Here is a 23168-nt window from a genome sequence, read left to right as displayed (position 1 = left end):
CTTCCGAGCGGGTGCGCTCTTGGGGAGGGGCGGAGTGGTCGAAGTGCGGCCCGGCCTCGGTCACCAGCCCAGGCGCAGGCCGCTGGTCTGGGTCTGCAACTCGACCTCGGACAGGGCGCCCAGCGTCTTTCCCGCGGCGGTGAAGTAGGAGAGCGCGGTGAACGTGACGGAGCTGACCGCTCCCTCACTGTTCAGCCGGATCTCCTGCTTGTCGGGGAAGTTCTGGAACGAGACGTCCTGCGAGTGTCCGTTCGAATAGCTCACGCGGACCTGGTCGAGCCTCGAGTAGTTCTGGTAGTCGGTGTTGGCACCGTTGAGTACCAGAATGCCGTCGAGCCGAACCGGCCGTTGCAGGGTCATGGTCAGCGTCGGGCTCTGGCCGTTGGTGGGGAAGGCCCAGAACGTGTTGCTGTAGCCGTCGGCGGCGAGCTTTCCGGGGTGGTCGGGGACGTCCGCGTTCGCCGTGACGTCGATCGGACCCACCGGCGAGAGCTGGGGGTGCACGATGCCGTTGACCAGAGCCTGGCCCTTGCCCACCTGCTGCCAGACCGCGTTGCGGAACGGCGGGTGGATCGAGTACAGCAGGGCCACGGTCAGTGCCGCGACACCGGCGAACGACCGGATCGGGCCGGCCAGCGCCGAGACCGGCGGCAGTCCGCGCTTCGTCTTGACGCCGGGCTGCCCCGGTCGTGCGCCGGCCTTCAGGACGACACTGCGCCGGCGCGGCACGTACTTGCGCCACCACGCCTCGCGGACCACCGCGGCCTCCTCCAGCGAGGAACCGCATCGGTAACAGAAACTCCGGGCAGGGTCGTTGCCCGTGCGACACGACGGGCAGAGCTTGTCGCCCTCCTCGCGCCGGCGCGCCGCGCGCGGTTCCCGGTGCGCCACCGGGCGGCGTGCCGGCGCCTGGGGGACCACCTCGGTCGGCTCGTCGCGGGTGGCCGGCGCGGAGACGATCTTGTTCGGGATGGTGTCGACCAACGGGTCCCGGCGTGCCGCAGCTGCCGGGAGCCGGTCCGTCGGCGCGATCTCGTCGGCTGCTTCGGCGCGGGTGGCCCCGGACGGCGGCGGTGGCGGTTTCGTCAGCCCTGGTGGCGGCGGAGGCGGTGGTGGTGGCGGTGGCGGTGGCCGCTTCGGAACTCCCGGCGGTGGGGGTGGTGGCGGTGGTGGCGGCGGTTTCGGAAGGCCGGGCGGCGCGGGCGGTCCACCGGGCATGCCGGGGGGCCGCGGCGGACCACCGGGCCCACCGGGAGCGCCGGGCATGCCGGGGGGCCGCGGCGGACCACCCGGTCCACCGGGAGCGCCGGGCATGCCGGGGGGCCGCGGCGGACCACCGGGCATGCCGGGGCCGCCGCCCATGCCGGGGGGCATCCCCGGCATGTTGGCGCGGCGGGGGTCGGGCGGCAGCGGGTCGCGGTCGCCCACGTCGATGTACAGGCTGCGCTGGACCCGTTGCAAGAAGGTCGGCTGCGGGCCCTTGGCGCCCGTCTCCGCCTCCTCGCGGATCTCCTCCTCGACGTCGAGCGCCACCTTCTGGCCGGTCCACTCCAGGAAGGCGCCGCACTTCCCGCAGAAGGCGTCGTCCAGGTGGTTGCGGAAGCCGCACTTGCGACAGACCATCACGGCTGCAGCACCTCGACCGTGTGCGTCACGTGCGCCGGCTTCAGCCGGGCGACGAACTCCTCGATGAGCAGCGGGGACACGGCGGCCTGCGGGGCGATCCGGACCAGCAGTGCAGGTTGCGCCTGGACACCCGTGTCCGTCCAGCCGCTTCCGGCCGCGCCGACCACCACGCCGCCGGTGTCCGTCACCTCGACCCGGCCGCCGAAGACCAGCTCGAGGTGCTCGCGCAGCCCCGCCGCGGTCCCCCGGGCACGGTAGAGGTCGGCCGCACGCGCGAGGAGCGCCCTGCGGCGGTCGGCGGTGAGGTGCTCGGCCAGGTCCAGCCCGAGCCAGCCGCCGAGCCAGTCGAGGAAGTCGACGGGCGTCAGCGCCGGGTCGAGATAGGCGTCCAGGCAGTCGAGCGTGGAGACCACCGGAGCGAGCACCTCGTCGAGACCCGCGGTGAAGCGCTGCGTGAAGGAGTCCTCCTGGTACACCGCCGGAAGCAGCCCGCCGATCGGGTAGGGGATGAGAAGCCCCGGGACGGTCCCCCTCACTGCCGCTCCTCGACCTTGATGTGGTGCTCGAAGGAGAAGGCGAGGCTGTTCGGCGCCACCTCCAGCCGGTCGGTCTGCTCCCCGCGCTCGCCGGTGACCGGGTTGGCGCCGTACAGCCGGATCTCCTCGATGAGCTCGACGCCGGGCACCGAGTGGACGACGGCGAACAGGTCACCGGACTGCACCGGGCGTCCGAACGGCCAGCCGTTGCCGTCCGGCCCGCCGGTGATCGGGTTGATGAACGCGTGGAGGGCCTGGGTCACGTCCGCGGTGACCCGGGCGGCTCCGGCGCCGAGCGTGGCCCGCACCCGGGCCACCACGGTCACCCCCCGGTACAGCGGTGGTTCGACCACGACGGTGGTGCCGATCGGCCGGGTGGCGTCCAGTCGGGCGGCGATACGCTCCAGCATCTCCCTGGGCGGCACCAGTTCCTCGAAGGCGACCCGTGCGTCCCGGGCCTGCGCCGCGGGCACGACCAGGAGCTTGACGGTGCCGGCCGGTACGCCGTCCGTGCCGGCGGGCAGACAGCGGATCCGGCCGATCTCCGGTGCCGCCTGCCGGGCGATGACCTCGTAGTCCTCGGCGGTGACGGCCCGGTCCCTGGTGCGCAGGAGCAGCGGTGCGCGGTCGCGGACCTCGGCGACGCTCTCGCCGTCCACGCCGCCCTGGGCCGGGCGCAGGTTCTCCACCTTCCCCACGAAGGGCACCGAGGTCTTCAGCGACTGGATGGCTCCTGCCTCGACGTTCCCGTCGCGCCCGCCGCCGATCGCGTAGCGCCGCACCCGGACGGTGCAGTCCCGCCGGGGCGTGGCGCCGTAGAGCCGCAGCGTCCCGTCGGCCTCGCGGACGGCCGGTCCGAACCGGACGGTTCCGGTGGTGGCGTCCAGGACGAAGTGGCGATCCTCGGGGCCGCTCGCGGCGAAGTGGTCGACCCGGCTCCAGGCCTCCCAGCCGTCGGCGGAGCTGGTCTCCAGGATCGGCTCGGCGGCGCTGAGCACCACGGGCGCCTGGGACAGCGACAGCCGCTGGCCCGGCACTCCCTCGGCGGTGCCGATGACGTCCTCGCCGACCAGCTCGGCGTGCACGGCCGGCACGGTCCCCCCGACCACACAGGCGCTCATCGCGTCGATGACCGGTGAGGCGCTGTAACCGGGCAGGTCGTCGACGGCCGGTACGACCACCGCGCGCAGCCAGCCGGCCCGTCGGCCGTCCAGCACGCTGGCCTCGTGCCGGTCGGGCAGCTGCAGCACTACCGAGCCGGGGCGGTTGAGGCCGCCGGTGTCGTCCTGCTGGAGCTCGCAGGCGGCCCAGGCCAGCCCGTCCCACGCCTCCCAGCGCAGCGGCGGATGGTCGGGGTCCACGCCGATGCCCTGGATGTGGCATTCGAGATCGATCCGCACCAGGCAGCGCGGTGCGGGGTCGCTCAGGCCGACGAGCAGCGCGTCACCCGGGCCGGGGCGACCGTCGCCGAACGCGGGGAAGCTGATCTCCAGTCGCAGGTGCTCGTCGCGCGGCTGGAGCTCGCCGACCGCGGTGTGCAGGGTCATCAGGTGGTCGAGCCGACAGGCCGGAAGCTGCAGCACCTCGGTGGTCGAGAACACCACCGGCTCCTGGGTGTCGCCGCGTAGGGTGGCGGCGGCGGTCGCGATGGGCAGGCTGAGCGCGGTGGTGGCCGGGCCGGCCAGCCAGAAGGTCAGCGGGACCCGGGCCGCGGTCGGCGGCAGCAGGGTGATGCCGAGCATGTCGAGGAACTTGAGGTAGAGGCGGTCGGGGACCCGGTTCAGCCGGTAGAGCAGTTGGTCCGTCATGTAGGCGAAGGTCTCGATGAGCGTGACGCCGGGATCGGAGACGTTGTGGTCGGTCCATTCCGGGCAGCGGCGCATGACGAGGCGCTTGGCGTCGTCGACCAGGTCCTGGAACCGGCGGTCGTCGAGATCGGGTGCGGGCAGGGACATCAGTAGTCGCCTCCTTCCTCGGGGATCAGATAGAACGGGAAGACCAGGTTCCGCCAGTCGTTGGTGGTCTTGATCGCGTACTGCACGTCGATGTAGAGCCGGGCCGGCTCGTCGGGATCGGGGCTGACCCGCACCGCTTGGACGTCGATCCGGGGCTCCCAGCCGAGCAGCGCGTTGCGGACCTCGGTGGCGAGTTCGGCCCGGGTCTGGCCGCCGGTGTCGCGGAAGATGAAGTCCCGCAGCCGGCAGCCGAACGCCGGCCGCATGGGCCGCTCACCCGGATACGTCGCGAGGATCAGGTGGATCGCCTGCTCGATCTCCTGCTGGTGCCGGGCCAGGGCGATGCCCCCGGTCGCGTCCACGCCGAGCGGGAACGCCCAGCCGGCGCCGACGAAGTCCGCGGCTCTGGCCTGTGGCATGACTCTTCTCCTCAGTTCAACTTGATGGGTGTGCCGCTGAGACTGACGGTGGCGCCGCTGATGTCGACGGGGCCGGAGCTCTTGAGCGTGAGCTGCTTGTCGGCCTTGATCTGCACCTCGGCGCCGGCGACCGTGACGGTTCCGGTGCCGCCCTTGACGTTGACGGCGCGGCCGCCCTCGATGTTGACGGTGCCGTCGTCACCGGCCTTGACGTTGACCGCCGCGTTCTTGGCGGCCTCGATCGTGATGGTGCCGTTGTCGGAGCACGCGATCGTGATCCGGCCCGACGGCCCGTTCTCCCCGGGCTGGCACTGCAGGGTGACCGACTTGGCCGTCTGGTCGAGGGTGAGCGCGAGTTCGCTGCCCTTGGTGCCCAGTTGCACCACGGACTCGGTCGCGTTGCCCCCGGTCTCGGGGACGTTGTCGGTGAACACCAGCCGGTTGCCGGAGGTGCTCACGAAGCCCTGCCGGGCGCGGCGCGCGGTGCTCCCCTTGACCTCGGTCATCGGACCGCCGAGGCCGTCCGCGTTGTACTTGCTCTGGCCGTTGAGCAGGCCGCCCAGCACGAACGGCCGCCGGGCGTCGCCCATCTCGTAGCCGACCAGCACCTCGTCGCCGACCTCGGGGAGCATCAGGGCGCCGCCGCGCTTTCCGGCGCCGGCCTGGACGACCCGCGCCCAGTCGGTCTGGAAGTCCGGTGCCAGCCAGGGCAGCCGGACCCGGACGCGGCCCCGGCCGGTCGGGTCGTTCAGGTCGCTGACCAGCCCGCACACCAGACCCTGGACGGGTGCTTCGGAGCCCGGTGCCGCGGCGGCGGGAGCCGGATCCGTGTGATCGCCGATCTCGAACCGGGTCAGGTAGCCGCCGGGCTCGTTCTCGTCGAACACGTGCTCCGCCCGGGTGATCCGCCAGCTGCCGGAGAACCGGTTCGGTACGCCCTGGATCTTGACGAGTGCGCCTGCCCGGATCGCCGGATCGCCCTGCGCGCTGCCGGTGGCCTCGGTGTGGGTGCGGGCCATCCGGTCCGCGATGGCCTGGGCGGTCGCGTCGGTGCCGGCCGACGCGCCCGCCCCGGCCCCGGCGGAGCAGTCCGGGACCACGTAGGCGTTCGCGGCGGGCGCCGGACCGTCGCCCACCGTGGCCGCCGGCAACGAGGACGGCGTGAACTGGGAGGCGTAGCGCTTGGGATCGGTGCGGTGGTCCAGAGCGGTGTCGGGCGGCTCGACCGAGGCCCGCGCCACGACCACCTTGGAGGTCTCCGGGCTCCAACTGCGCACCTCCACCTGCGGGGTGAGCCCGATGCTGCTCACCCGCGGGCGGAAGGCCAGCAGGTTGTCGCCGAAGGACAGCTCGGGCAGCAGGCCGAGTTTCGCGGTCAGCGACGGGCCGGCCTCCCGGTAGAAGAACCTGCCGTCCTCCACGCCGGTCTCGTAGCCGGTCGCCCGGGCGCGGCGCTGCAGGAAGCTCCAGTCCGTCTCGGCGATCTGCGGCACGTAGGGGGACCGGTCGCCGAACTCGACCACGCCCACCTTCAGGCCGGAGGCCCGGGCGAGCTGGCCGGCGATGCTGCCGTCGCTCTGGTCGAGGTACACGTAGCTGCGCTTGGCACGCTGCAGCCGGTGGCTGGCGTCGAATCCGCGGACCACGGTGTAGACGCCCATGTCCTCGCACACGGCCTCGATCGCGGTGACCTCGCCGACGATCAGCCGGGTGCTGGTGAGCTGGCCGCTGGCCGCGCCCAGCACCTCGACGGTGCAGCCGATCTGGAGCGCGGGCTCCTCCACGGCGGTGCCGTCGGCGCTGTCCGGCTCGTAGAAGGTGATCTCGAACATGTCGGGCAGGTGGAGGTGGGTGTCCACCACGACGCGGACGATCCGGTCGGCCAGCTTGTCGCTGAGGGCCATGGGTACGGCGGAGCCGGCGCGGACCTGGGCTTCGCAGACGCCCGGGGTGGAGACGAGGGGAGTGGTCATGGGTTCACCGGTCGGAGAGTTCGTCGGGATTGGGCAGGTAGAGGACCTGGCCCGGGCGGATGCGCAGCGGATCCTCGATGTCGTTGGCATCGGCCACCTCGCGCCACGCCCCCGGCGAGCCGTAGCCGGCCAGTGCGAGCGAGGGCAGGTCGTCGCCTTCGGTGACGGTGCGGCTGCTGCGTCCGGGAAGTCCGCCGGAGGTCGGATTGGTCGGCAGGGTGCCGAGCAGCGAGGGCTGTTCGGTCATGGTGAGGTTCACCTTGGCGCGGATCGGGATGGCGTCGCGGTTGAACCGGGTGAACTTGATGGTTGCCCCGGTGAGCATCACCGTGTAGCAGAACCCCATGTGCGGCGGACCCCACTGGAAGAGCAGGGTCGGCAGGCGGTTGGTGAACCCGCCCTTCTTGTCGCCCTGCAGCACCGCCACCGCGCCGCCGGCCATCTGCCCCAGCAGGCCGCCGCCGGGCGTCATCCAGTTCATCAGCTGGTCGCAGAGCGGTTTGGTCTGCAACCCGCGCAGCGTGACGTCGGAGAGCGTGATGCGGGTCGGTTCGGTGCGCCGGAACACCGTGCCCCAGTTGCCGGACTTCTTCTTGCCGTGGCTGTGCGAGCGCACCTCCTTCGCCAGGCTGATGTTGTCGGGTGTCAGCTCGAAGGGGACGGCGCCCGGAATGCCCGCCTCGGCCCGCATCAGGATGGCAGGGCCATAGATCATGTCAACTCCTCCTACAGGAAGCCCTGATGGACTAGTTCGAGAGTCTCGGTGGCGATCTTCCCGCTCTCCGCGTCGAGGTCCGGGCCCTTCCACGACTTGGGGTAGACGTCGCGCAGTGTCCACGTCCCGACGACCGTCTTGCACGCGGAGTCCAGCAGGGTGATCTTCGCGGTGCCCGGGGTGTAGTCGTCCCCGTGGTAGCTGTCGACCCAGCCGTCGAGGACACTGCGCAGCCAGCCCTGCACCGCCTTGGTGCCCTCGGGGGTGATGGCCCGGATCAGTGTGATGCTGTTGTACTTCAACCGCTTGGGCAGCAGGATCGCGTGCTCGTAGTTGCCACCGACCTCCAGCTCCTCGCTGTCGAAGGTGACGGACAGCCCCTTGCAGCTGGCCCAGCCGCCCAGGTCGACACCGTCGACCTCGACACGGAAGCGGGCGGACAGGCCGATCCGCGGTGTCCGGCCCAGGACGTTCGTCGGCTTCGTCGGCACGGCTCTCTCTCCTTCTCCTGTGACGGGCTCGGGTGGCGCCGTGGCGCCGCGGGTCAGGTCGTGATGTCGTCCTCAAGGAAGCCCAGGTGCGTCAGTTCCAGCATCTCCAGGGCGACCTTGCTGGCGCCCGCCTCGAAGCCGCCGCTGATGGACCACTTGGACGGCACGATCTGGCGCAGCTCCCACTTCATGACCTCCTTGTTCGCGGGGTCCATGAGGCTGATCGAACCCATGTAAGGGGCGGTCTTGAAGGAGTTGCTGTCCAGCCAGGCCTTGACCTTCTTGGAGTCGTCACAGACCGCGCGGACCAGCTTGATCGTGCTGTACTCGGTGAAGCCGGGGAAGTACCAGCGGTTGTTGCCGGCGTCTCCCGCGCGGTAGTCGCACATCTTCCACTGCACGTCCAGGCCGTCGACCTTGGACCAGCTTCCGAGGTCGTAGCTCTTGTTGCCGTCCACCTTGACGGCGAACCGGTTGGCGAGGGCGAGAGTGCTGCTGTCGGACAGGGGCATGGCTACTCCTTCATGGTGGTGGAGAACGGTGTCCGGCCGGTGCGGCCGGCGCCGTCAGGTCGTCAGGTCGTCGATGCGGTCAACCGCCTTTGGACCGCAGGACGGTGATGCGCTGCTGGTCCCGCATCATGCGGGACAGCGGGCCGTAGAGACGGTTGGCGAGGGCGGCCATCGCGGTCTCGTCGAGCTGCTCGACCAGGTCGGCGGTGGTAGGTGAGGCGCCGGCGTGCGGGGTCTTCGGCGCGGTCGGCAGGCCGCTGGGGTCAGCCCCGTCCTGGCGGGCGAGGTCGGTGAGTTCGGTGTTCTCCTCGCCCGGGGTGTTGCCGCGCGACCAGCGCTCGTGCATGTCGCGGATGTCGTCGCGCAGCTTGTTCTCGCGCTCCTCGTCCATGTTGTGGAAGGGCCGGGCGAGGCCGGCGACCACGGCCGAGCCGGTCTGTGCGGCCCACTCCGACCAGTCGAGCTGCCGCTTCGCGGCCTCCTGTTCCTCCGTCGCCTCGCCGGTTCCGCCGAGAGCGGCCTTGGCGCCGGCACCCGGGAGCGCGGGCTTCGCCGCGCCTGCCGGGACGGCTGCGGCCTTGGGCGTGGCCGGGGTGCCGGCGGCGGGCTTCGCGGCGCCCGGCGCGGGGGGCCGCCTCGCAGAACGTCCCCTGGCGCCACCAGGCAGGGCGCCCGGCGCGATGACACCGTCCTTCTGGAGCAGGGGCACCAGGCGGTCGTAGACCTGCTGGGACAACGTGTCGAGCGCCCCCGCGTCCAGCGGCTGGGCAGGGGCGCTCGCGGCGGTCGTGCCGCCTGCGGTGGCGTCCTGGCGGGCGAGGTCGGTGAGTTCGGTGTTCTCCTCGCCCGGGGTGTTGCCGCGCGACCAGCGCTCGTGCCTGTCGCGGATGTCGTCGCGCAGCTTGTTCTCGCGCTCCTCGTCCATGTTGTGGAAGGGCCGGGCGAGGCCGGCGACCACGGCCGAGCCGGTCTGTGCGGCCCACTCCGACCAGTCGAGCTTGCGGCTCTCCGCGGCGGCGATCTCGTCCGGATCGGATTCGTTGTCCGCCCGGCGCTGCCTGATCAGCAGCTTTTCGCGTTCCTCCGGGTCGAGCGCCTCGACACCGGGAACGGAGGGCTTGCCCCGCTTCAGGTTGTACTCGTTCAGCTCGTCCAGGAACTCCTTGTTGATCTCCATCTCGGTGCGGGCCCGCTGCACGCCCTCGCCGCCCGGGACCATTCCGGTGTCGGGGCTCCAGGACATGCCGACCAGGCTCGACAGGTCGGTGCCCGACTGGTCGCTGCCGTGGTCGTGGCCGTCCCCGCCGGTGTGGCCGGAGTCGGCCTGCTCGACCGCCGCGACGAAGTCGCGGGCGACCTCCGGGGCGGGGACGCCGGCATCACCGGAGACGTGCCGCTCCACCACCTGGGCTTCCAGCTCCATCGCCGACCCGACCGGCGAGTTCTCGGACGGCAGCGCGGACCCGTGCCGGCGCTGCTGCACGGCGTGCGTCAACTCGTGGGCCAGCAGGCCGCGCACGCGCGGATGCTCCAACGGGCCCGCGTTCTCGGGCAGGTAGACCTCGCCGTCCCGGGTGAAGGCCCGGGCGGACAGTCCGGTGGCCTGGGCGTCCGCGGCCGGGCCACGGTGGACGGGCACCGACGAGACGTCGGCGCCGTAGAGCCGGGCGAAGGTGCTGGCGATGTCCTGGGGCACGGACACGGGTGCGTCCGAGGCGTCGTCGGCGCGCGGGGCGCGGCGCGCGGGGTGGGCCAGCGGTGCCTGGAGCCCGAGCGGAGCGGCGCTGCGCCGCGGCGTGCCGGGCTCCGCAGTCCCGTCCGCTGCCGCGAGGCCGGCTGGACGGGTCGGCAGCGGGGCGTGCAGGCCGACCGGTGCGGTCGCGCCGGAGGAGTCCGTCGGGCGGGAGGTGTCGTGGTCGGCGGCCTCCTCGGGGGCGGCGGCCTGGTGGGACGGCAGGGGGGCGCGCAGGCCCACCGGGACGGCCGGTCTGGCCGGGAGCTCCGGGCGGGGGAGGCCGGGGACGGGGGCCGGCGCGTCGTGGGAGCCGGCCGCGGTGGGCGCGTGCGGTTCCGGCGCGGCCGTACCGGAGCGTCCGGGCCTGCCGGAGGGCGGGTGCGGAAGCGGGAGGTGCCGGATCTGCGGCTCGGCGTCCTCGGCGTCCTCGGCGGCGGTGGGCGCGTGCGCCGACTGCGTGTCCGGGACCGGGTCAGCCGCCGGTGCGGGGTCGGTGGCCCGGTCCGAACGTCCACGCGGGGGCAGGGGATGGGGCAGGGCCTGCGGCGGCTCGGTCGCGGCCGCGTCCATCGGCGCAGGCTCCGGCCGGGGCGCGGGCGCCTGCGGGGGTGCTGCCGGTGCCGGTGCCGGTGCCGGTGCCTGCGCCGGGGGGTCCGGCGCGGTGTCGGGGGCCTGTCCCTGCGACTCGTTGCGGTCGCCGTCCCGGCCGCGGCGGCGGCTCTGACCGAGCGTCAGCCGCGGCAGCTGGGCGCCGCGGGAGACCGGTGGTGCCGGGCTCGGCTCGAGCTCGGCCGCCTCCTCGATGGTCGGCAGTCCGGGGAACAGGAAGGCGGACATGTCCAGCGGGGTCCCGGCGCTGCCCAGCCCGCTCATCCACGCCGGCGTGGCCGGGCGCTCCGCCACCCGGGGCTCGCCCAGGTACGCGTCGTCCGCGTGCACCAGCGAGGGGCGCGCGGTGCTTTCCGCCACCGTGCGGACCCGCCGGGCCGGCGCCGGGTGCGGCAGGGCGGAGGGCGCCGACTCCGCCGGATCGGCGGGGTCGTGGAGCCCGTCCTGCCCGCCCGCGCGCGGCGGACGCGCGGACACCACCGCGAGACCGGTCACCGTCCCCACCGGACGCCGACCGGCCGGCACCCGCGCAGGCGCCGCCACCGGGACGGCCGCGCTCACCGGCGCCGCGCCCGTGGCGGTGAGGGTGAGCGGACCCGCCTTCGCCGTCACCCGCAGCGGGGCCGCCGACCGCCAGGCAGCGGGCGGTACCGGAACGGACTCGGGAGCCGCCACCGCCGCCGGTCCGCCGTCCGACGACGCGGGCGTCGTCGGCGCGGCCGGTGCGGGTGACGCGACGGGGCGGCGCTTGCCGCCGAAGGGCCAGATCATGGTGGGAAGCTCCTGAGGGGGTGCCGGCGAAGGGGGGCCTTGACACGCGGTGTTCGTCAGTCGTCCTCCGCGAGCTGACGGTGGATCCGGCCGACCTCGTCGATCACCCGGCGGCGAACCGGGTGTTCGAGGTCGAGGATCGAGTCCAGGGACCAGTGGAGGTAGTACGCCACGTAGGCGGCCTCTTCCCAGAGGCGGTCCGCGGCGTACGTCAGGCTTCCCCCGGTGCATCACCGGCCACGTCGACGGCGAAGTCGTGCCCGCAGGACGGGCATGCCACCTCGGCCTGGGTGTGGCCCTCCTGGTTGATCCGCCGGTAGAGGTCCTGGAGGAACGCCAGGTCGGAGGCGAACAGCCCCTCGATCACATACCCCGCGACCTCCGGCAGGCTGCCGAGGGAGACGACCGTGCGCTCCAGCAGCAGCACCGTGAGGTAGGCGGGATTGGCCCGCACCCGGCTGTCCGACTGCGGGGCGATCTCGTCCCTGGCGGTGGCCAGGCGCATGACGCCCTCGCGGTGCACCTGGCCGGAGCTGTCCACGAACCCACGCGGGAGGGTGAAGGGGTACTCGGTGCACAGGCCGGCGGTCGGAGCCACGACGGTCGCGGATGTCACGGCGACACCCGGATGATCCGCTCGCAGACGACCGTCACCGTCTCCATCAGTACCTCGCTCGCGCCGGCCTTCAGCGCGCCGATCTCCAGCTTCGACGGCCACGCGTCGGAGAGGTAGTACCGGGCGACGGGCTTGCCGTCGAAGCTGTACATCACCAGTGAGCAGCTCTTGCGGGCCGCGGCGATCTGGCCCTCCAACACCGTCTGGTGCCAGGCCCACAGCTCCATGCCGGTGGTCTTGCCGCGCTTGAGCACCACCGTCGGCGGCTTCGCCTTGCCGGGCAGCTTCTTGAAGATGACCTCCTTGTCGGAGGACGAGAGGTAGTCGACCGGCTCCACCTCGGTGGTGATGCCGGAGAGTTCGGAGAAGGAGGCGATCTCGTAGTTGTCGATGGTGATCGAGAACCGTGCCGCCGTCATCGCGTCGTGCTGCTGGAGTCCCGCTGACATGGGGGTCTCCTTTCAGGGGTTGCTGCCCGGGCGGGGCATGAGCGGTCCGAGCGGGGGTGCGCGGACGGTTACTCGTCCAGCGAAGCCCCGTCGGCGAACTGGGAGATGCGGAAGACCACGAACTCCGCGGGCTTGACCGCGGCGATGCCGATCTCGACCACCAGGAGCCCCTGGTCGCGGCTGTCCGCCGGGTTGTTCTCCTCGTCGCACTTCACGTAGAAGGCCTCGGCGGGCGTCTGGCCGAAGAGCGCGCCGTCGCGCCACACACCGCGCAGGAACATGGTGATGGTCCGCTTGACCGAGTCCCACAGCTTGGGGTCGTTGGGCTCGAAGACGACCCAACTGGTGCCCTGGAGGATGGACTTCTCGACGAAGTTGAACAGGCGTCGGACGTTGAGGTAGCGCCACTCGGGGTCGCTGCTGAGGGTGCGGGCGCCCCAGACCCGGATGCCCTGCCCGGGGAACGCCCGGATGCAGTTGACACCGATCGGGTTCAGCCGGTCGTGCTCGCCCCGGGTGAGGGCCAGCTCCAGCGAGAGGGCGCCGCGTACCACCTCGTTGGCGGGTGCCTTGTGGACCCCGCGGGTGTCGTCGCTGCGGGCCCACACGCCCGCGACGTGGCCGCTCGGCGGCAGCAGCGAGGGCTTGCCGGACACCGGGTCAAGCACGTTCAGCCAAGGCCAGTACATCGCAGCGTACTTGGAGTCGTAACCGGTGGTGTCGACCCGCCAGCCCTGGACCTTCTGCGCGCTCAGACCGTGCGGCGTGTCCAGGACGGCGACCCGGTCGCCCATCAGCTCGCAGTGTGCGATCATCGCCAGCTGGACCGCCTTGACGCCGTCCTCGTCGACCAGCCCGCGACGGTGACAGGCCATCAGGTCCGGTATGGCGAGCATGGTGATCTCGTCCACCGCCTCCAGGCCGGCCAGTCCGGTCCGGTCGGCGGCCGAGCCGATGAACACCTCGGGGTTGAGCGACGTCGGGTCGTCCGATCCGGTGCCGCCCGACAGCCGGACCTCACCGGCGGCCGGTGCGAGCGCCGGCTCGAACTGCTGCACCTCGATCAGCCGCGAGTCGCGGCGCAGCACGTCGGCGATGTTGCGCGGACCGGGGGAGAGGGTGACCGCGTCGTGGGACTCCACGGGCCGGCTGCCGCGCTTGACGGTGAGGCGGAAGGTGCCGTCGGCCGCCTGTGAGACCTCCACGCCGAGCGCGTTGCCGTCCTGGCCGGCGGTCAGCGTCCGGACGGTCAGCGCGGTCCGCTTGGTGCTGCCGGCGGCCGACAGCTGGGCGGTGGCGTGCTGGGCGGCCACATCGGGCTCGACGTCGGGCAGACGGACCACGTAGGCCGCGCCGCCGCCGTTGAGGAAGTAGCCGTACACGCTGTGGGCCAGGTAGGAGCCCTCGACGAACTCGCCGAAGGTCTGCGAGAACTGGGTCCAGTTGGTGACGAGCACGGGCTCGTTGACGGGGCCTTGGCCGGCGAATCCGACAAAGGCGCAGATCGCGGTGCCGACGCCCTCGATGGGCTTGGAGCCGGACGACACTTCTTCGACGTACACACCGGGTGAGAGGTAGCTGGGCATGGGGCCTCCGGGCCGCAGGGGGTGGACGTGGTCGGGTGCTGCTGCCTGAAAATCCTGCCGCGCTCGCGGGGCCGGCGGCACCGACGATCGGGCCATTGGTCGGGCCTCTGCGGTGCCGTTTGGGGCAGCCCGATCGGCTGCCCGGGCGGATTGCGGCGCTGCCCCGCCGTCTGTCCGTGAGCCGGTGCACGGGCGTCGGAGCGTCCGGCAGGCTGGCGGACATGCTTGCCGACGCCACCGAAACTCTGGCCGCCCTGCTCCGGACCAGCCTGCCGGGACCGCCGGCGGTCACCGTCGAGCCGCCCGGAGCGGCCGCCCCGGAACACGTGCGTCACGAGGAGGGCCTGGGCCTGTTCCTCTTCCACACGGCCGAGGACCCGCACGCCCGCGCCGCCGACTGGAGCGACGCCCGCTCGCCGGACGGCGCGGTGGTGGGCCGCCGTCCGCCGGTGCGGCGCTACCGGCTGCACTTCCTGCTCTGGGCGTGGGCGCCGACGGCCGCCCGCAGGCTGCACCTGCTGGACGGTGCGATGACGGCGCTGGCCGGCACCGAGACGATCCCGGAGGCGGTGCGGGTCGGAGCCCTCGCGGAGCACGGGGGGCTGGTGCGCCTGATCCTGGCGCCGGACCGCTCCGGCAACGATCCGCTCGCCGAGGTCTGGAGCGCCCTGCAGCGCCCGCTCGAACCGTCCCTGGAGGTCGTCCTGGCGGCGGACCTGGTCCCGCCGGTGCAGCCGGTCGCCGATCCGGCGCGGCTGCTGGACCTGTCCGCTGGACGGATCTGAGCAGGCCGCCGGAGACATATCCGCCCATCACCGCCGCCCTGAGGAGACCCCGTGCCACGCCCCGACCGCCGCACCGACGGCTCGCTCCTGTCGCGTGCCGCCGGATTCGTGGGCGTCAGCGCCGTCGCGGGCGCGCTGGTCGCCGCCCTGTGCGTTCCCGTGGTGGGCGGACTCGGGCTGGGCGCCGAAGCCACGCTCTCCGCGGCCGACACGCTGCCGGCGGGCCTGCTCGACCCCCAGGTCTCCCAGGCGAGCACGCTCTACGACGCGGACGGCGGCGTGATCGCCACCGTCTACGACCGGGACCGCACCGTGGTCCCGGTCGACCGGATCGCCCCGGTGATGAAGTCGGCGCTGGTGGACATCGAGGACAACCGCTTCTACCAGCACGGGGCGGTCGACCTCAAGGGCATCGCCCGCGCGACCGGGGAGAACGCGGTCAGCGGCGGAGTCGTCCAGGGGGCGTCCACGCTGACGCAGCAGTACGTGAAGAACGTCTTCGTCGAGCGGGCAGGCGACGATCAGGCGGCGGTGCGGGCGGCCCAGGCACAGACGGTGGTGCGCAAGGTCCTGGAGATGAAGTACGCGATGAAGGTCGAGGAGAGCCTGACCAAGGACCAGATCCTCACCAACTACCTCAACATCACGTTCTTCGGCGAGCAGGCCTACGGTGTGGAGGCGGCAGCCCAGCGGTACTTCAGTGTGCACGCCGCGGACCTCACCCTGCCGCAGGCGGCGCTGCTGGCCGGCCTGGTGCAGTCGCCCACCGGCTACGACCCGATCGTCAACCCGAAGGCCGCCAAGGAGCGCCGGGACACGGTGCTGACGAAGATGGCGCACTACGGCACCATCTCCCAGGACCAGGCGAACCAGGCGATCGCCACCCCGATCCAGCTGAGCGTCACCCGGCCCCAGCAGGGGTGCGTGACCGCGCAGCAGGGCGAGGGGTTCTTCTGCGACTACGTGCGCCGGGAGGTCCTCAGCGATCCGGCGTTCGGGGCGAGCGCGGAGCAGCGGGCGGCGCTGTGGAAGCGCGGCGGCCTGCGGATCCACACCACCCTCGACCCCGGGGCGCAGTCCGCGCTGCAGTCCTCGGTGACCGGCCACGCCTACGCCGAGGACCAGGCCGTCGCGGCGATGAGCCTGGTGCAGCCCGGCAGCGGGAACATCGTCGCGATGGGCCAGAGCCGCCCGTACGGCGTCGGTGCGCACCAGACCCAGATCAACCTCAACGTCGGCACGGCCATGGGCGGCGGGCTGGGCTTCCAGCCGGGGTCGACGTTCAAGCCGATCGCGGCCGCTGCCGCACTGGAGAACGGCATCAAGCCCGCGCAGTCCTACCGCTCGCCGTACAGCATGCCCTGGCCCGCGATGAAGGACTGCTCGGGCGGGAAGTTCCCCGCCGGCGGGGAGGTGCACAACGACAGCCCGTCCCTGGTGGGCCCCTACACCATGGGGCCGGCCCTCGCGGATTCGGTGAACACCTACTTCGCGGCGCTCGAGTCCGACACCGGACTGTGCGAGGTCTCCCGGATGGCCGGCCGGCTCGGGCTGGCGCAGCGCGCCGACGGGGAGAAGCTGAGCGTCGTGCCCTCGATGGTCCTGGGCGCCAACGAGCAGAGCCCGTTGCAGATGGCGGCCGCCTACGCGGCGTTCGCGGCCGGGGGCAGCTACTGCGCACCGACCGCGATCAGCTCGGTGACCACGGCCGACGGGGCGAAGCTCGCCGTGCCGGGCCCCCGCTGCAGCCAGGTGATGGGCAAGGGGACCGCCGACACCATCGGCACCATGCTCAAGGGCGTCGTCGAGGACGGCACGGGCACGAAGGCGGGCCTCAAGGACCGCGACAGCGCGGGGAAGACCGGCACTACCAACGACGACAAGCAGGTCTGGTTCGTCGGCTACACCCCCGAGCTCTCCGGCGCCACGGTGCTCTCCAACATCGACAAGGTCCGCTCGCTGGACGGGCAGAGCATCGGCGGCACACGGGTGGCGCAGGCCTCCGGCGGCGGCCTGGCCGGACCGATCTGGCGCGATGCGGTGAAGGGCGCGCTCGTCGGCACCCCCGCCGAGTCCCTGCCGAGCGTGCCGCTGCGCTGACGCCCGTCCCCTGGTGGACCGGCGGGACCGGACCCACCGGGCGATCCCCCGATCGGTGGCCCGGGAACGGGCGGTCGGCACAGGACGCTTGAGACCGGCCGCGGACCGGAGCGTGCTGTCGGGGGGCGGACCGGTATGGCGGACCCCTACTCCGGGACGGGATCAACGTGGGACTCGACGGTTCGGGCTTTCTGGCACTGGTGGCTCTGCTCACCGCCGCTGCCTTCGTGGGCACCCTCGTGCTCTGGCGCTCGCTGCGCGGCTGGACCGCCGTGCACCACCTGCGCCGGGCGCTGCTGCTGCTCGGCTGCCAGGCACTGGCGGTCCTGCTCGCCGTGGTGGCGATCAACGACCAGTACGGCTTCTACACCTCCTGGGACGACCTGCTGGGCACGACCTCCGCCGGGGTGGCCCGGCCCTACGCCCCCGCGGGCTTCGCGCAGCACGACGGCGCAGGCCCGTTGGCCTTCCGCCCGCTCCCGGGCGGCTGGCAGCAGGCCACGCTCGCCGGTCCGCAATCGGGACTCACCGGCACCGTCGACGTGTGGCTGCCGCCGCAGTACCACTCCCCGCAGTACGCCGGGCACCGCTTCCCGGTTGTGGAGCTGCTGCACGGGGTGCCCGGCCAACCCTCGGACTGGATCGGCAACCTCGACACCACGGGGACGCTCACCGCGGCGGTGTCCGCCGGCACGTCCGAGCCGTTCATCCTGGTCGCTCCGGACATCACCTTCGGCGGCCAGGACACGATGTGCAGCGACGCACCCGGCGCCGGCCCCAAGATCGACACCTGGCTCACCCTGGACGTGCGCACCGCGATCCAGTCCACCCTGCGCGCGTCCGCCTCACGCGACGGTTGGGGCCTGCTCGGCTACTCGACCGGCGGCCTGTGCGCCTCCAAGCTCGCCCTGCAGCACGCCGGAGAGTATCGCGCCGCGGTCAGCATCGCCGGTGACGCGGCCAATACCTCGACCCTGCTCGACCAGCAGCAGCGCGACGAGAACAGCCCGCTGTGGCTGGCCGCCAATCGTCCGGCCCCCGAGGTCGCCCTCCTGCTGGCCGCGAGCCGCGCGGACGACACCACAGCCGCCGACGCCCAGGCACTCGCCGCCGCCGTCCGCCCTCCAACCGCCGTCAGCCTGATGATCCAGCCGGACGGCGGCCACAATCCGGACGTGTGGAACGGCATGCTCCCGGGGGCCTGGTCCTGGCTGAGCCGGCTGCTGCCGGGGTGATGCGGCGCGGCGCGGAAGGCCCCTCTCCCGACGACTACGGGGGAGAGGGGCCGCCCTGGGCGGAACACCGTGGGCTGTTCCGCTACGGAGCGTCCTTGCCGACCACAGCCTCGCCGTCGTCGAACTGGTCGAGGATGATTGCGTCGAACAGCATCTCCAGCTCCGCGTCGTCGTCGCCCTCGTCGTCGTCCAGCTCGTCGATCGGCAGGGCGCCCGGCGTGAAGGCCCTGGCTTCCACGAGTCCGAGGCCGCGTTCGTCAGGGATGGTCACGATGCCCTTCAGTTCCTCGATGCTGCCCACCCCGGCGGTGCTGAACACCTCCTGCATCGAGGAGAGGGACTGTTCGCTGTCGTGGTTGGCCCACGCCAGGGCGAGAATGATGTGGAGCTCCTTCTGCAGCGGCGAGTCACCGTAGCGATTGACCAGTTCGGTCGCCAGGGTGACGAGCCCGGAGCTGTCCGTCTCGGCGGCGGCGAGTTTGCTGAGCTCCTGCAGGCGCTTCTTCATGTCTTCGGCGTCGAATGCTTCGGTGGTCACGGTCGTCCACTCTATTCTCGGGAGATCGAACGGGGGTGGGAGGTTACTTGCCGAAATTCTCTTGGTGCTTCAGGAGGTACTCGGCGACCTCGTGGTTCTTGACTTCCGCTCTGATGACGTTCTCGTCCGCGACGCCCTGGTAGGACACGATGGCCAATTCGAATGCGCCGGAATGCACCTCGTGCTCCAGGATGGCGAGGAACAGCCGGATTCCCCAGGGAAGGGATTCCACCCATTTACGGGCCGCATCGTTCCAGTTCTGGTGGTCGAGTGTCGTGTTCCACCACCGGCTCGACTCGATCTGCGCACCGCGCGCAACGGACAGGTCGCTGATGAGGCCCTCGGAACTCACGAAGAGCCGGACGTCCATGAAGAATTCGTTCAGGCCGCGGACATTGACGTCGACTGTCAGCACGCACTCGTACCAGCCCACTTCGGGAGTACTGGTGAACGAGGTGCAGCCCTCGAAGAGCATCTCGTCGTCGTGCGGGAAGTTCGGCATGTGCTTCGCCAGGTAGGCCTTGAGCGCCGCCGGCACGCCGAGGTCGGTGTCCCAGTTCTCGTGGATGAGGCGCAGGGCCACTTCGTCGAACCGCTCTTCGGGTGCGATCCTGTTCCGCTCGTGCGGCACCTGGTGCACCTGGCCGGACAGGACGTACTCGAGGGCGTCGTCGTGGTGGTCGTGCTGGACCTTGGTGTGCGTCGAGCCGTCGATCTTGTCGGTTGTCGACAGCGAGGCGTCCACCGTCACGCTCGTGATCCACACCGCATTGCTGATCGGCAGACCGGAGAGGTCGCCGAGGGCTCCGGCCAGATCGGAGACCGTCGTGAAGAACTGTCCGGCATTGCGGACGCCCCGAGCCGCGCGGTCCTTCTTGTTGGTGCCCGGCCGTGCCAGCTTGGTGTGCTCGACCAGGGTGTCGATCGAGCGGTCGCGCCGCTGCTCGTCCAGCAGTTCGTAGTCGTCGTACTTGTCGTACGCCTTGACGCAGAGCTTGGCTCCGGTGCAGCACGCGAAGTACGGGATCAGTCCGAGGCCCGCCGTCGTCGCGGTGACGATCAGGGCGCCGAAGGTCATGCCGACGTTGATGCCCGAATCGCGGGTCTGACGGGCCAGTTGGATGAGCTCGTCATCCGCCTGCTCCCGCATGACCTTGTTCTGGTGGTGCTTGGCCCAGCTGTAGTAGGCCGTGCCCGCCTTGTCGCATTCCTTCAGGAGCACCTGCAGGGCTTCCAGCATCTCGTCGACGGCGGCGGAGACCATCGCCCCGGCCCTGTCCACCGTCTTCATGGCGAGCTGGTCGGGCTCGTGCCTGGACTGCTCGAGCAGGGCGAGCGCCTCCTCGGCGACCTGCATCACCTGTGAACGCGCGCTACGCAGGGCGTCCACGGCGGTGACCATATGCATGACGTGTTCGCCGTGGGTGGTCTTGCCCGTCCCGAACCGGAGCTTCCCCTTGGACGGGTCGAAGTTCGTCGGGGCGTGGTCCCAGGCCACGATGGCGTCCAGTGCGCGCGCGAGTTCCAGTTGCCCGTCCTCGAGCTGCTTGAAGTCGAGGGCGAGGTTCCGCGAAGCGGTGATGTTCCCCTTGACGGTGATCCGGTAGCTCCGGATGTCTCCCCTGCGCTCCGCGAGCATGTCCGCGTACCGCTCGGAGGGGTTGCTGGCCCTGAGGAACTTGTAGAGTTCGGACGTGTACCACGCACGGAATTCACGGTATTTGGTCTTCAGGTCTCCGTTCTTGACGGCCTCCTTGTAGTGCTCCTGCTCGAAGTGCGGCTTTGCGATGACCCCCCGCCGGGCCCTGTCGTTCATCCGCGAGACGCGGCCGAGGCTCTGGTACCAGTGCAACGCCACAGGGAAGTGATTGATCTGGAGGTACTTCTCGAAGATCCCCCACTGGGTCGGCAGCCCGAGCGGGCCGTTGAGGTAGAGGAGCTTGATGTCCTTCGGGAACGTCAACGGGTTGAGCGGATCCAGTTTCACGCCCACGGCCTGGAGGAGTTCCGCGAGCGAGGTGTCGTGTTGAATCTCCACGTGTGTCTCCCTGATCGTCAGTGGGGTGCTTTCCCTGCGCGTCACCGATGTTGCCATGCGCTCGCGTTGTGCCCAGGGCGGAGTGTGCAGGCCGTCAGGTCCCTTTACACTGCCCGTTTGTCGATCCGGGTATCCGCAAACGCACAGGACGTTCGGGCAGGGGGAATTCCGGTCCGTGCGGTCGGGTCAGGCCCGAAATGCCGAGGTACGGCGGCGCAGCGGAAGCGGCGCCGTCATGACGTGGTAGGCGTGGCCGCCCACGCGGGCCCCGGGCAGCGTGGTGAACCCGAGGGTGCGGTAGAAGTGCTGCAGGCCGGGATCGGAGGCCCTGCAGGTGAGCAGGACGAAGGCCGGGTCGGCCGTTCGGCACAGCTGCCGGGCCAGGGTGCCGCCGACTCCGCGGCGCTGCAACGACGGGATCACGTGGAGCTCCAGGAGCGTGAACGGCCTTCCCAGCGAGGCGAGTTCGGCTGTGGAGCCGAGGGCGTCCAGGGCCTCGCCGGCCCACCACCAGTCGGCGTTCAGGGGAGCGCCGTAGGCGAAGCCCGCCAGCCGGCGTCCGCGGAAGGCGCCGACAGCGCGCAGGCCGGGCTCTGCGGCGCGCCGGGCGATGAGAGTGCGGCGCCCCTCGCGTTCGGCCGAGGTGAAGCCGTTCGCCCGGCCCTGCACGTCGCAGACCTCGTCGAGGCGGTCCATGACGCGGAACGTGGCGTAGCTGAGCGGGGGCCGGTGCGGGGAGTCGGTCGTGGCGACGGGGGTGGGCGACAGCGTCATGGGAAGTTCGCTTCCTGTCAGGAGGCCGACGCGTCCGGTGAGCCCGGAACGCAGGGACACACGGCACGTGACGGCCATTGAACCGGGGGCGCCGGGACCGGGAAACGGCTGATCGGGCAGGAAACCGGGCCGGAGCCGCGACCCGGCCGAACGGCGGTCTCCCGCGCAGGGAGCGTGCACCGGTGCGTCAGCCGGTCGGGGGATGAACCGCGTGCGGGTGGTGCGGAGAGTGGTGAGGGAGCGACCGGTCGAAGAGCCCGGTTCCCTGGCGGCGACGAGGACGGACGACGATGAGCACGAGGACGGAAGCGGTGTCGGCACCGAAGGTGGTCGTCGGCGTCGGAACGGGACCCGATGAGGTGGCGAACCTGCGCCGCGCGGCCGCGCTCGCCCACCAGCGGGACGCGCTGCTGCTCGTGGTGACCGCATGGCGCCCGGCCATCGGGTGCGACGCATCCGCCTACCCGTTCGTCGCGACGGACGGCATCGTCGAGCAGGGGGCGGTGGCCTCGCAGCTGGAGGCCTGCGGGCTGGCGCTGGGCGGGTACCCGGGACTGCGGGTCGAGCGCCGGGTGGTGATGGACACGCCCCAGCACGCCCTCACCCAGCTGGCGGACGGTCCCAACGACGTCCTGGTGGTGGGCCGCGGACGGCGCAGCCGGTTCCGCAGGCTGCTGGTGGGGTCGGTGAGTTCCGCGTGCGCGCGACGAGCCCGCTGCCAGGTGCTGGTGACGCCGCCGTCCGAGCTGGGGCAGGAGCTCCGCACCGGGCCGCTGCACAGCTTCCTGCGTGCGCGCAGGGTCAACCGGCGATCGGCCGAGCTGACCGCGCAGTACTCGGCGTAGCCGAGGCGGTCCGGATCCCCGGCGCACCCGCGCCGGGGATCCGGACCGCCTGCTGATCTCTTGTGCCTGTGGCCGGGCCGCTCACCGTGAGCGGCCCGGCCACAGGCATGAAAAGGGACCGGCTGCCGGGGCCGCTCCCACGCGGACCCCGGCAGCCGGTCCTCTTATGCGGCCCTGGCCGACGGCGCGGCCCGCACGCGGCGGGGGCGTGGGGACTGTGGCCTGGCCAGGCGGTAGACCTTCGGGGAGTCGAGGCGCAGTGAAGCGGACAGCGGAGCGCCCAGCAGGGCCCTGTCCGCCTCCGACTCGCCGCCCCAGATGCCCCATTCGGGGTGGGTGCGGGAGTGCGCAAGGCACTCCGCGCGGACCGGGCACGGTTCGCACATCGCCATGGCGCGTGCCACCGCGGCCGGTTCGTTGCGGTTGTTGCTGAAGAACAGTTCGTCGGGGTCGATCGCGGGGTCGGCGCATGGGAGGAGCCCGGAGCGCTCGACGCGGGGAACGAAGTGCGGGGTGTTCACCTGGTTGGTCATCAGTGGATCCGAATGGCTGGATGGTCTGGTGCGGCACGCCGTGTCTCCCGGCGACGCCGGGCGCCTGGTTCGGCGGCCGTGGACGGAGCTCTGTGCCCGCCCGTAGCCCCAGTCTTGTCCGGTGCCCCCACGGCCCGGGCCAGCCGGTCGTCCGTTGCCCGCGGTCCAAGGGCGGGACCCGACCGGACGGTGCCCGGGACACCGTCCGGTCGGCAGCCCGCAGGGCCGGACGGGCGGCTCGGGACCACCAGGACGGTCCGCCGATCGGGGGAGGCGCAGGCCGGCCCCGGGCCGCGACAGTGGCAGGGAGGCTGCTCGCGCACGGGT

21 protein-coding genes are annotated in these 23168 nt (G+C 71.8%); 4 read left to right on the top strand and 17 right to left on the bottom strand.

Going from position 1 to position 23168, the window contains the following annotated elements; translation table 11 throughout:
• Positions 1 to 60: 60 nt before the first annotated feature.
• The 13 genes from BS80_RS43385 to BS80_RS01090 all read right to left on the bottom strand — a co-directional run bounded on the left by BS80_RS43385 (position 61) and on the right by BS80_RS01090 (position 13993).
• Positions 61 to 1623, bottom strand: a complete 1563-nt coding sequence (locus BS80_RS43385) for an NADase-type glycan-binding domain-containing protein (RefSeq protein WP_198045395.1) — start codon at positions 1621 to 1623, stop codon at positions 61 to 63.
• Entirely contained in the window at positions 1623 to 2162 is a 540-nt protein-coding gene (locus BS80_RS01140; protein WP_035791607.1) for a phage tail protein, read from the bottom strand. Before BS80_RS01140 ends, BS80_RS43385 begins: the two co-directional genes overlap by 1 nt.
• Positions 2159 to 4117, bottom strand: a complete 1959-nt coding sequence (locus tag BS80_RS01135) for a putative baseplate assembly protein (protein ID WP_035791605.1) — start codon at positions 4115 to 4117, stop codon at positions 2159 to 2161. The genes BS80_RS01140 and BS80_RS01135 overlap by 4 nt, the downstream gene beginning before the upstream one ends.
• Entirely contained in the window at positions 4117 to 4536 is a 420-nt protein-coding gene (locus BS80_RS01130) for a GPW/gp25 family protein (RefSeq protein WP_035791602.1), read from the bottom strand. The genes BS80_RS01135 and BS80_RS01130 overlap by 1 nt, the downstream gene beginning before the upstream one ends.
• Before the next feature lie 11 nt (positions 4537 to 4547).
• A complete protein-coding gene (locus tag BS80_RS01125; protein WP_035791599.1) occupies positions 4548 to 6509 on the bottom strand; it encodes a VgrG-related protein in 1962 nt (653 codons plus the stop codon).
• A gap of 4 nt (positions 6510 to 6513) precedes the next feature.
• Positions 6514 to 7224 (bottom strand): LysM peptidoglycan-binding domain-containing protein, encoded by a 711-nt coding sequence (locus BS80_RS37375; protein WP_051965599.1) that lies wholly within the window; start codon positions 7222 to 7224, stop codon positions 6514 to 6516.
• Positions 7225 to 7235: 11 nt separating this feature from the next.
• Entirely contained in the window at positions 7236 to 7715 is a 480-nt protein-coding gene (locus tag BS80_RS01115; RefSeq protein ID WP_051965597.1) for a phage tail protein, read from the bottom strand.
• A 53-nt stretch (positions 7716 to 7768) separates the two neighbouring features.
• Positions 7769 to 8227 carry a phage tail protein gene (locus BS80_RS01110; protein ID WP_035791596.1) on the bottom strand — a complete coding sequence of 153 codons (459 nt, stop codon included), beginning with the start codon at positions 8225 to 8227 and terminating at the stop codon, positions 7769 to 7771.
• Between the two features lie 79 nt (positions 8228 to 8306).
• On the bottom strand, positions 8307 to 11342 hold the full coding sequence (locus BS80_RS01105; protein ID WP_035791592.1) for an eCIS core domain-containing protein: 3036 nt from the start codon (positions 11340 to 11342) through the stop codon (positions 8307 to 8309).
• A gap of 56 nt (positions 11343 to 11398) precedes the next feature.
• Positions 11399 to 11557 (bottom strand): DUF6760 family protein, encoded by a 159-nt coding sequence (locus BS80_RS43735; RefSeq protein WP_332262145.1) that lies wholly within the window; start codon positions 11555 to 11557, stop codon positions 11399 to 11401.
• Positions 11554 to 11958, bottom strand: coding sequence for a hypothetical protein (locus BS80_RS01100; protein WP_035791589.1), 405 nt, complete (start codon positions 11956 to 11958; stop codon positions 11554 to 11556). Before BS80_RS01100 ends, BS80_RS43735 begins: the two co-directional genes overlap by 4 nt.
• The gene (locus BS80_RS01095; protein WP_035791586.1) at positions 11955 to 12407 is read right to left on the bottom strand and encodes a phage tail protein; all 453 of its coding nucleotides are present in this window, start codon (positions 12405 to 12407) and stop codon (positions 11955 to 11957) included. Before BS80_RS01095 ends, BS80_RS01100 begins: the two co-directional genes overlap by 4 nt.
• A 68-nt stretch (positions 12408 to 12475) precedes the next feature.
• On the bottom strand, positions 12476 to 13993 hold the full coding sequence (locus tag BS80_RS01090) for a phage tail sheath family protein (protein ID WP_035791584.1): 1518 nt from the start codon (positions 13991 to 13993) through the stop codon (positions 12476 to 12478).
• A gap of 221 nt (positions 13994 to 14214) precedes the next feature.
• Between BS80_RS01090 and BS80_RS37370 the strand changes: the two genes are divergently transcribed.
• From BS80_RS37370 to BS80_RS01075, 3 genes are all read left to right on the top strand, one after another.
• On the top strand, positions 14215 to 14778 hold the full coding sequence (locus tag BS80_RS37370) for a DUF4255 domain-containing protein (protein ID WP_051965594.1): 564 nt from the start codon (positions 14215 to 14217) through the stop codon (positions 14776 to 14778).
• 51 nt (positions 14779 to 14829) lie between these two features.
• Positions 14830 to 16878: a transglycosylase domain-containing protein gene (locus tag BS80_RS01080; RefSeq protein WP_035792791.1), complete on the top strand. Its 2049-nt coding sequence runs from the start codon at positions 14830 to 14832 to the stop codon at positions 16876 to 16878.
• Positions 16879 to 17045: 167 nt separating this feature from the next.
• The gene (locus BS80_RS01075) at positions 17046 to 18113 is read left to right on the top strand and encodes an alpha/beta hydrolase (RefSeq protein WP_035791582.1); all 1068 of its coding nucleotides are present in this window, start codon (positions 17046 to 17048) and stop codon (positions 18111 to 18113) included.
• Between the two features lie 82 nt (positions 18114 to 18195).
• On the opposite strand, the gene BS80_RS01070 is transcribed toward BS80_RS01075, so the two are convergent.
• The 3 genes from BS80_RS01070 to BS80_RS01060 form a co-directional block, all read right to left on the bottom strand.
• Entirely contained in the window at positions 18196 to 18651 is a 456-nt protein-coding gene (locus BS80_RS01070; RefSeq protein ID WP_035791580.1) for a hypothetical protein, read from the bottom strand.
• A gap of 43 nt (positions 18652 to 18694) precedes the next feature.
• Positions 18695 to 20746, bottom strand: coding sequence for a hypothetical protein (locus BS80_RS01065; RefSeq protein WP_157535734.1), 2052 nt, complete (start codon positions 20744 to 20746; stop codon positions 18695 to 18697).
• A 129-nt stretch (positions 20747 to 20875) separates the two neighbouring features.
• Positions 20876 to 21463, bottom strand: a complete 588-nt coding sequence (locus BS80_RS01060; protein WP_035791575.1) for a GNAT family N-acetyltransferase — start codon at positions 21461 to 21463, stop codon at positions 20876 to 20878.
• A 290-nt stretch (positions 21464 to 21753) separates the two neighbouring features.
• On the opposite strand from BS80_RS01060, the gene BS80_RS01055 reads away from it, so the two are divergent.
• Positions 21754 to 22308 carry a universal stress protein gene (locus BS80_RS01055; RefSeq protein ID WP_083974039.1) on the top strand — a complete coding sequence of 185 codons (555 nt, stop codon included), beginning with the start codon at positions 21754 to 21756 and terminating at the stop codon, positions 22306 to 22308.
• Positions 22309 to 22472: 164 nt separating this feature from the next.
• Here the strand turns inward: BS80_RS01055 and BS80_RS37365 are convergent, their stop codons facing one another.
• Entirely contained in the window at positions 22473 to 22841 is a 369-nt protein-coding gene (locus BS80_RS37365) for a WhiB family transcriptional regulator (RefSeq protein WP_051965590.1), read from the bottom strand.
• Positions 22842 to 23168 lie beyond the last annotated feature (327 nt).

It is taken from the genome of Kitasatospora mediocidica KCTC 9733, assembly GCF_000744225.1.
Taxonomy (GTDB): Bacteria; Actinomycetota; Actinomycetes; order Streptomycetales; family Streptomycetaceae; genus Kitasatospora; species Kitasatospora mediocidica.
Note: the sequence above shows the minus strand (reverse complement) of the source record. Positions and strands in the feature narration are given on the sequence as shown.

Excerpts from the sequence above, each read along its gene's own strand:
- BS80_RS43385 (WP_198045395.1), bottom strand. The coding sequence starts at position 1,623 with ATGGTCTGTCGCAAGTGCGGCTTCCGCAACCACCTGGACGACGCCTTC.
- BS80_RS01135 (WP_035791605.1), bottom strand. The coding sequence starts at position 4,117 with ATGTCCCTGCCCGCACCCGATCTCGACGACCGCCGGTTCCAGGACCTG.
- BS80_RS01130 (WP_035791602.1), bottom strand. The coding sequence starts at position 4,536 with ATGCCACAGGCCAGAGCCGCGGACTTCGTCGGCGCCGGCTGGGCGTTC.
- BS80_RS01125 (WP_035791599.1), bottom strand. The coding sequence starts at position 6,509 with ATGACCACTCCCCTCGTCTCCACCCCGGGCGTCTGCGAAGCCCAGGTC.
- BS80_RS37375 (WP_051965599.1), bottom strand. The coding sequence starts at position 7,224 with ATGATCTATGGCCCTGCCATCCTGATGCGGGCCGAGGCGGGCATTCCG.
- BS80_RS01110 (WP_035791596.1), bottom strand. The coding sequence starts at position 8,227 with ATGCCCCTGTCCGACAGCAGCACTCTCGCCCTCGCCAACCGGTTCGCC.
- BS80_RS01105 (WP_035791592.1), bottom strand. The coding sequence starts at position 11,342 with ATGATCTGGCCCTTCGGCGGCAAGCGCCGCCCCGTCGCGTCACCCGCA.
- BS80_RS01095 (WP_035791586.1), bottom strand. The coding sequence starts at position 12,407 with ATGTCAGCGGGACTCCAGCAGCACGACGCGATGACGGCGGCACGGTTC.
- BS80_RS01090 (WP_035791584.1), bottom strand. The coding sequence starts at position 13,993 with ATGCCCAGCTACCTCTCACCCGGTGTGTACGTCGAAGAAGTGTCGTCC.
- BS80_RS37370 (WP_051965594.1), top strand. The coding sequence starts at position 14,215 with ATGCTTGCCGACGCCACCGAAACTCTGGCCGCCCTGCTCCGGACCAGC.
- BS80_RS01065 (WP_157535734.1), bottom strand. The coding sequence starts at position 20,746 with ATGGCAACATCGGTGACGCGCAGGGAAAGCACCCCACTGACGATCAGG.
- BS80_RS01060 (WP_035791575.1), bottom strand. The coding sequence starts at position 21,463 with ATGACGCTGTCGCCCACCCCCGTCGCCACGACCGACTCCCCGCACCGG.
- BS80_RS01055 (WP_083974039.1), top strand. The coding sequence starts at position 21,754 with ATGAGCACGAGGACGGAAGCGGTGTCGGCACCGAAGGTGGTCGTCGGC.
- BS80_RS37365 (WP_051965590.1), bottom strand. The coding sequence starts at position 22,841 with ATGACCAACCAGGTGAACACCCCGCACTTCGTTCCCCGCGTCGAGCGC.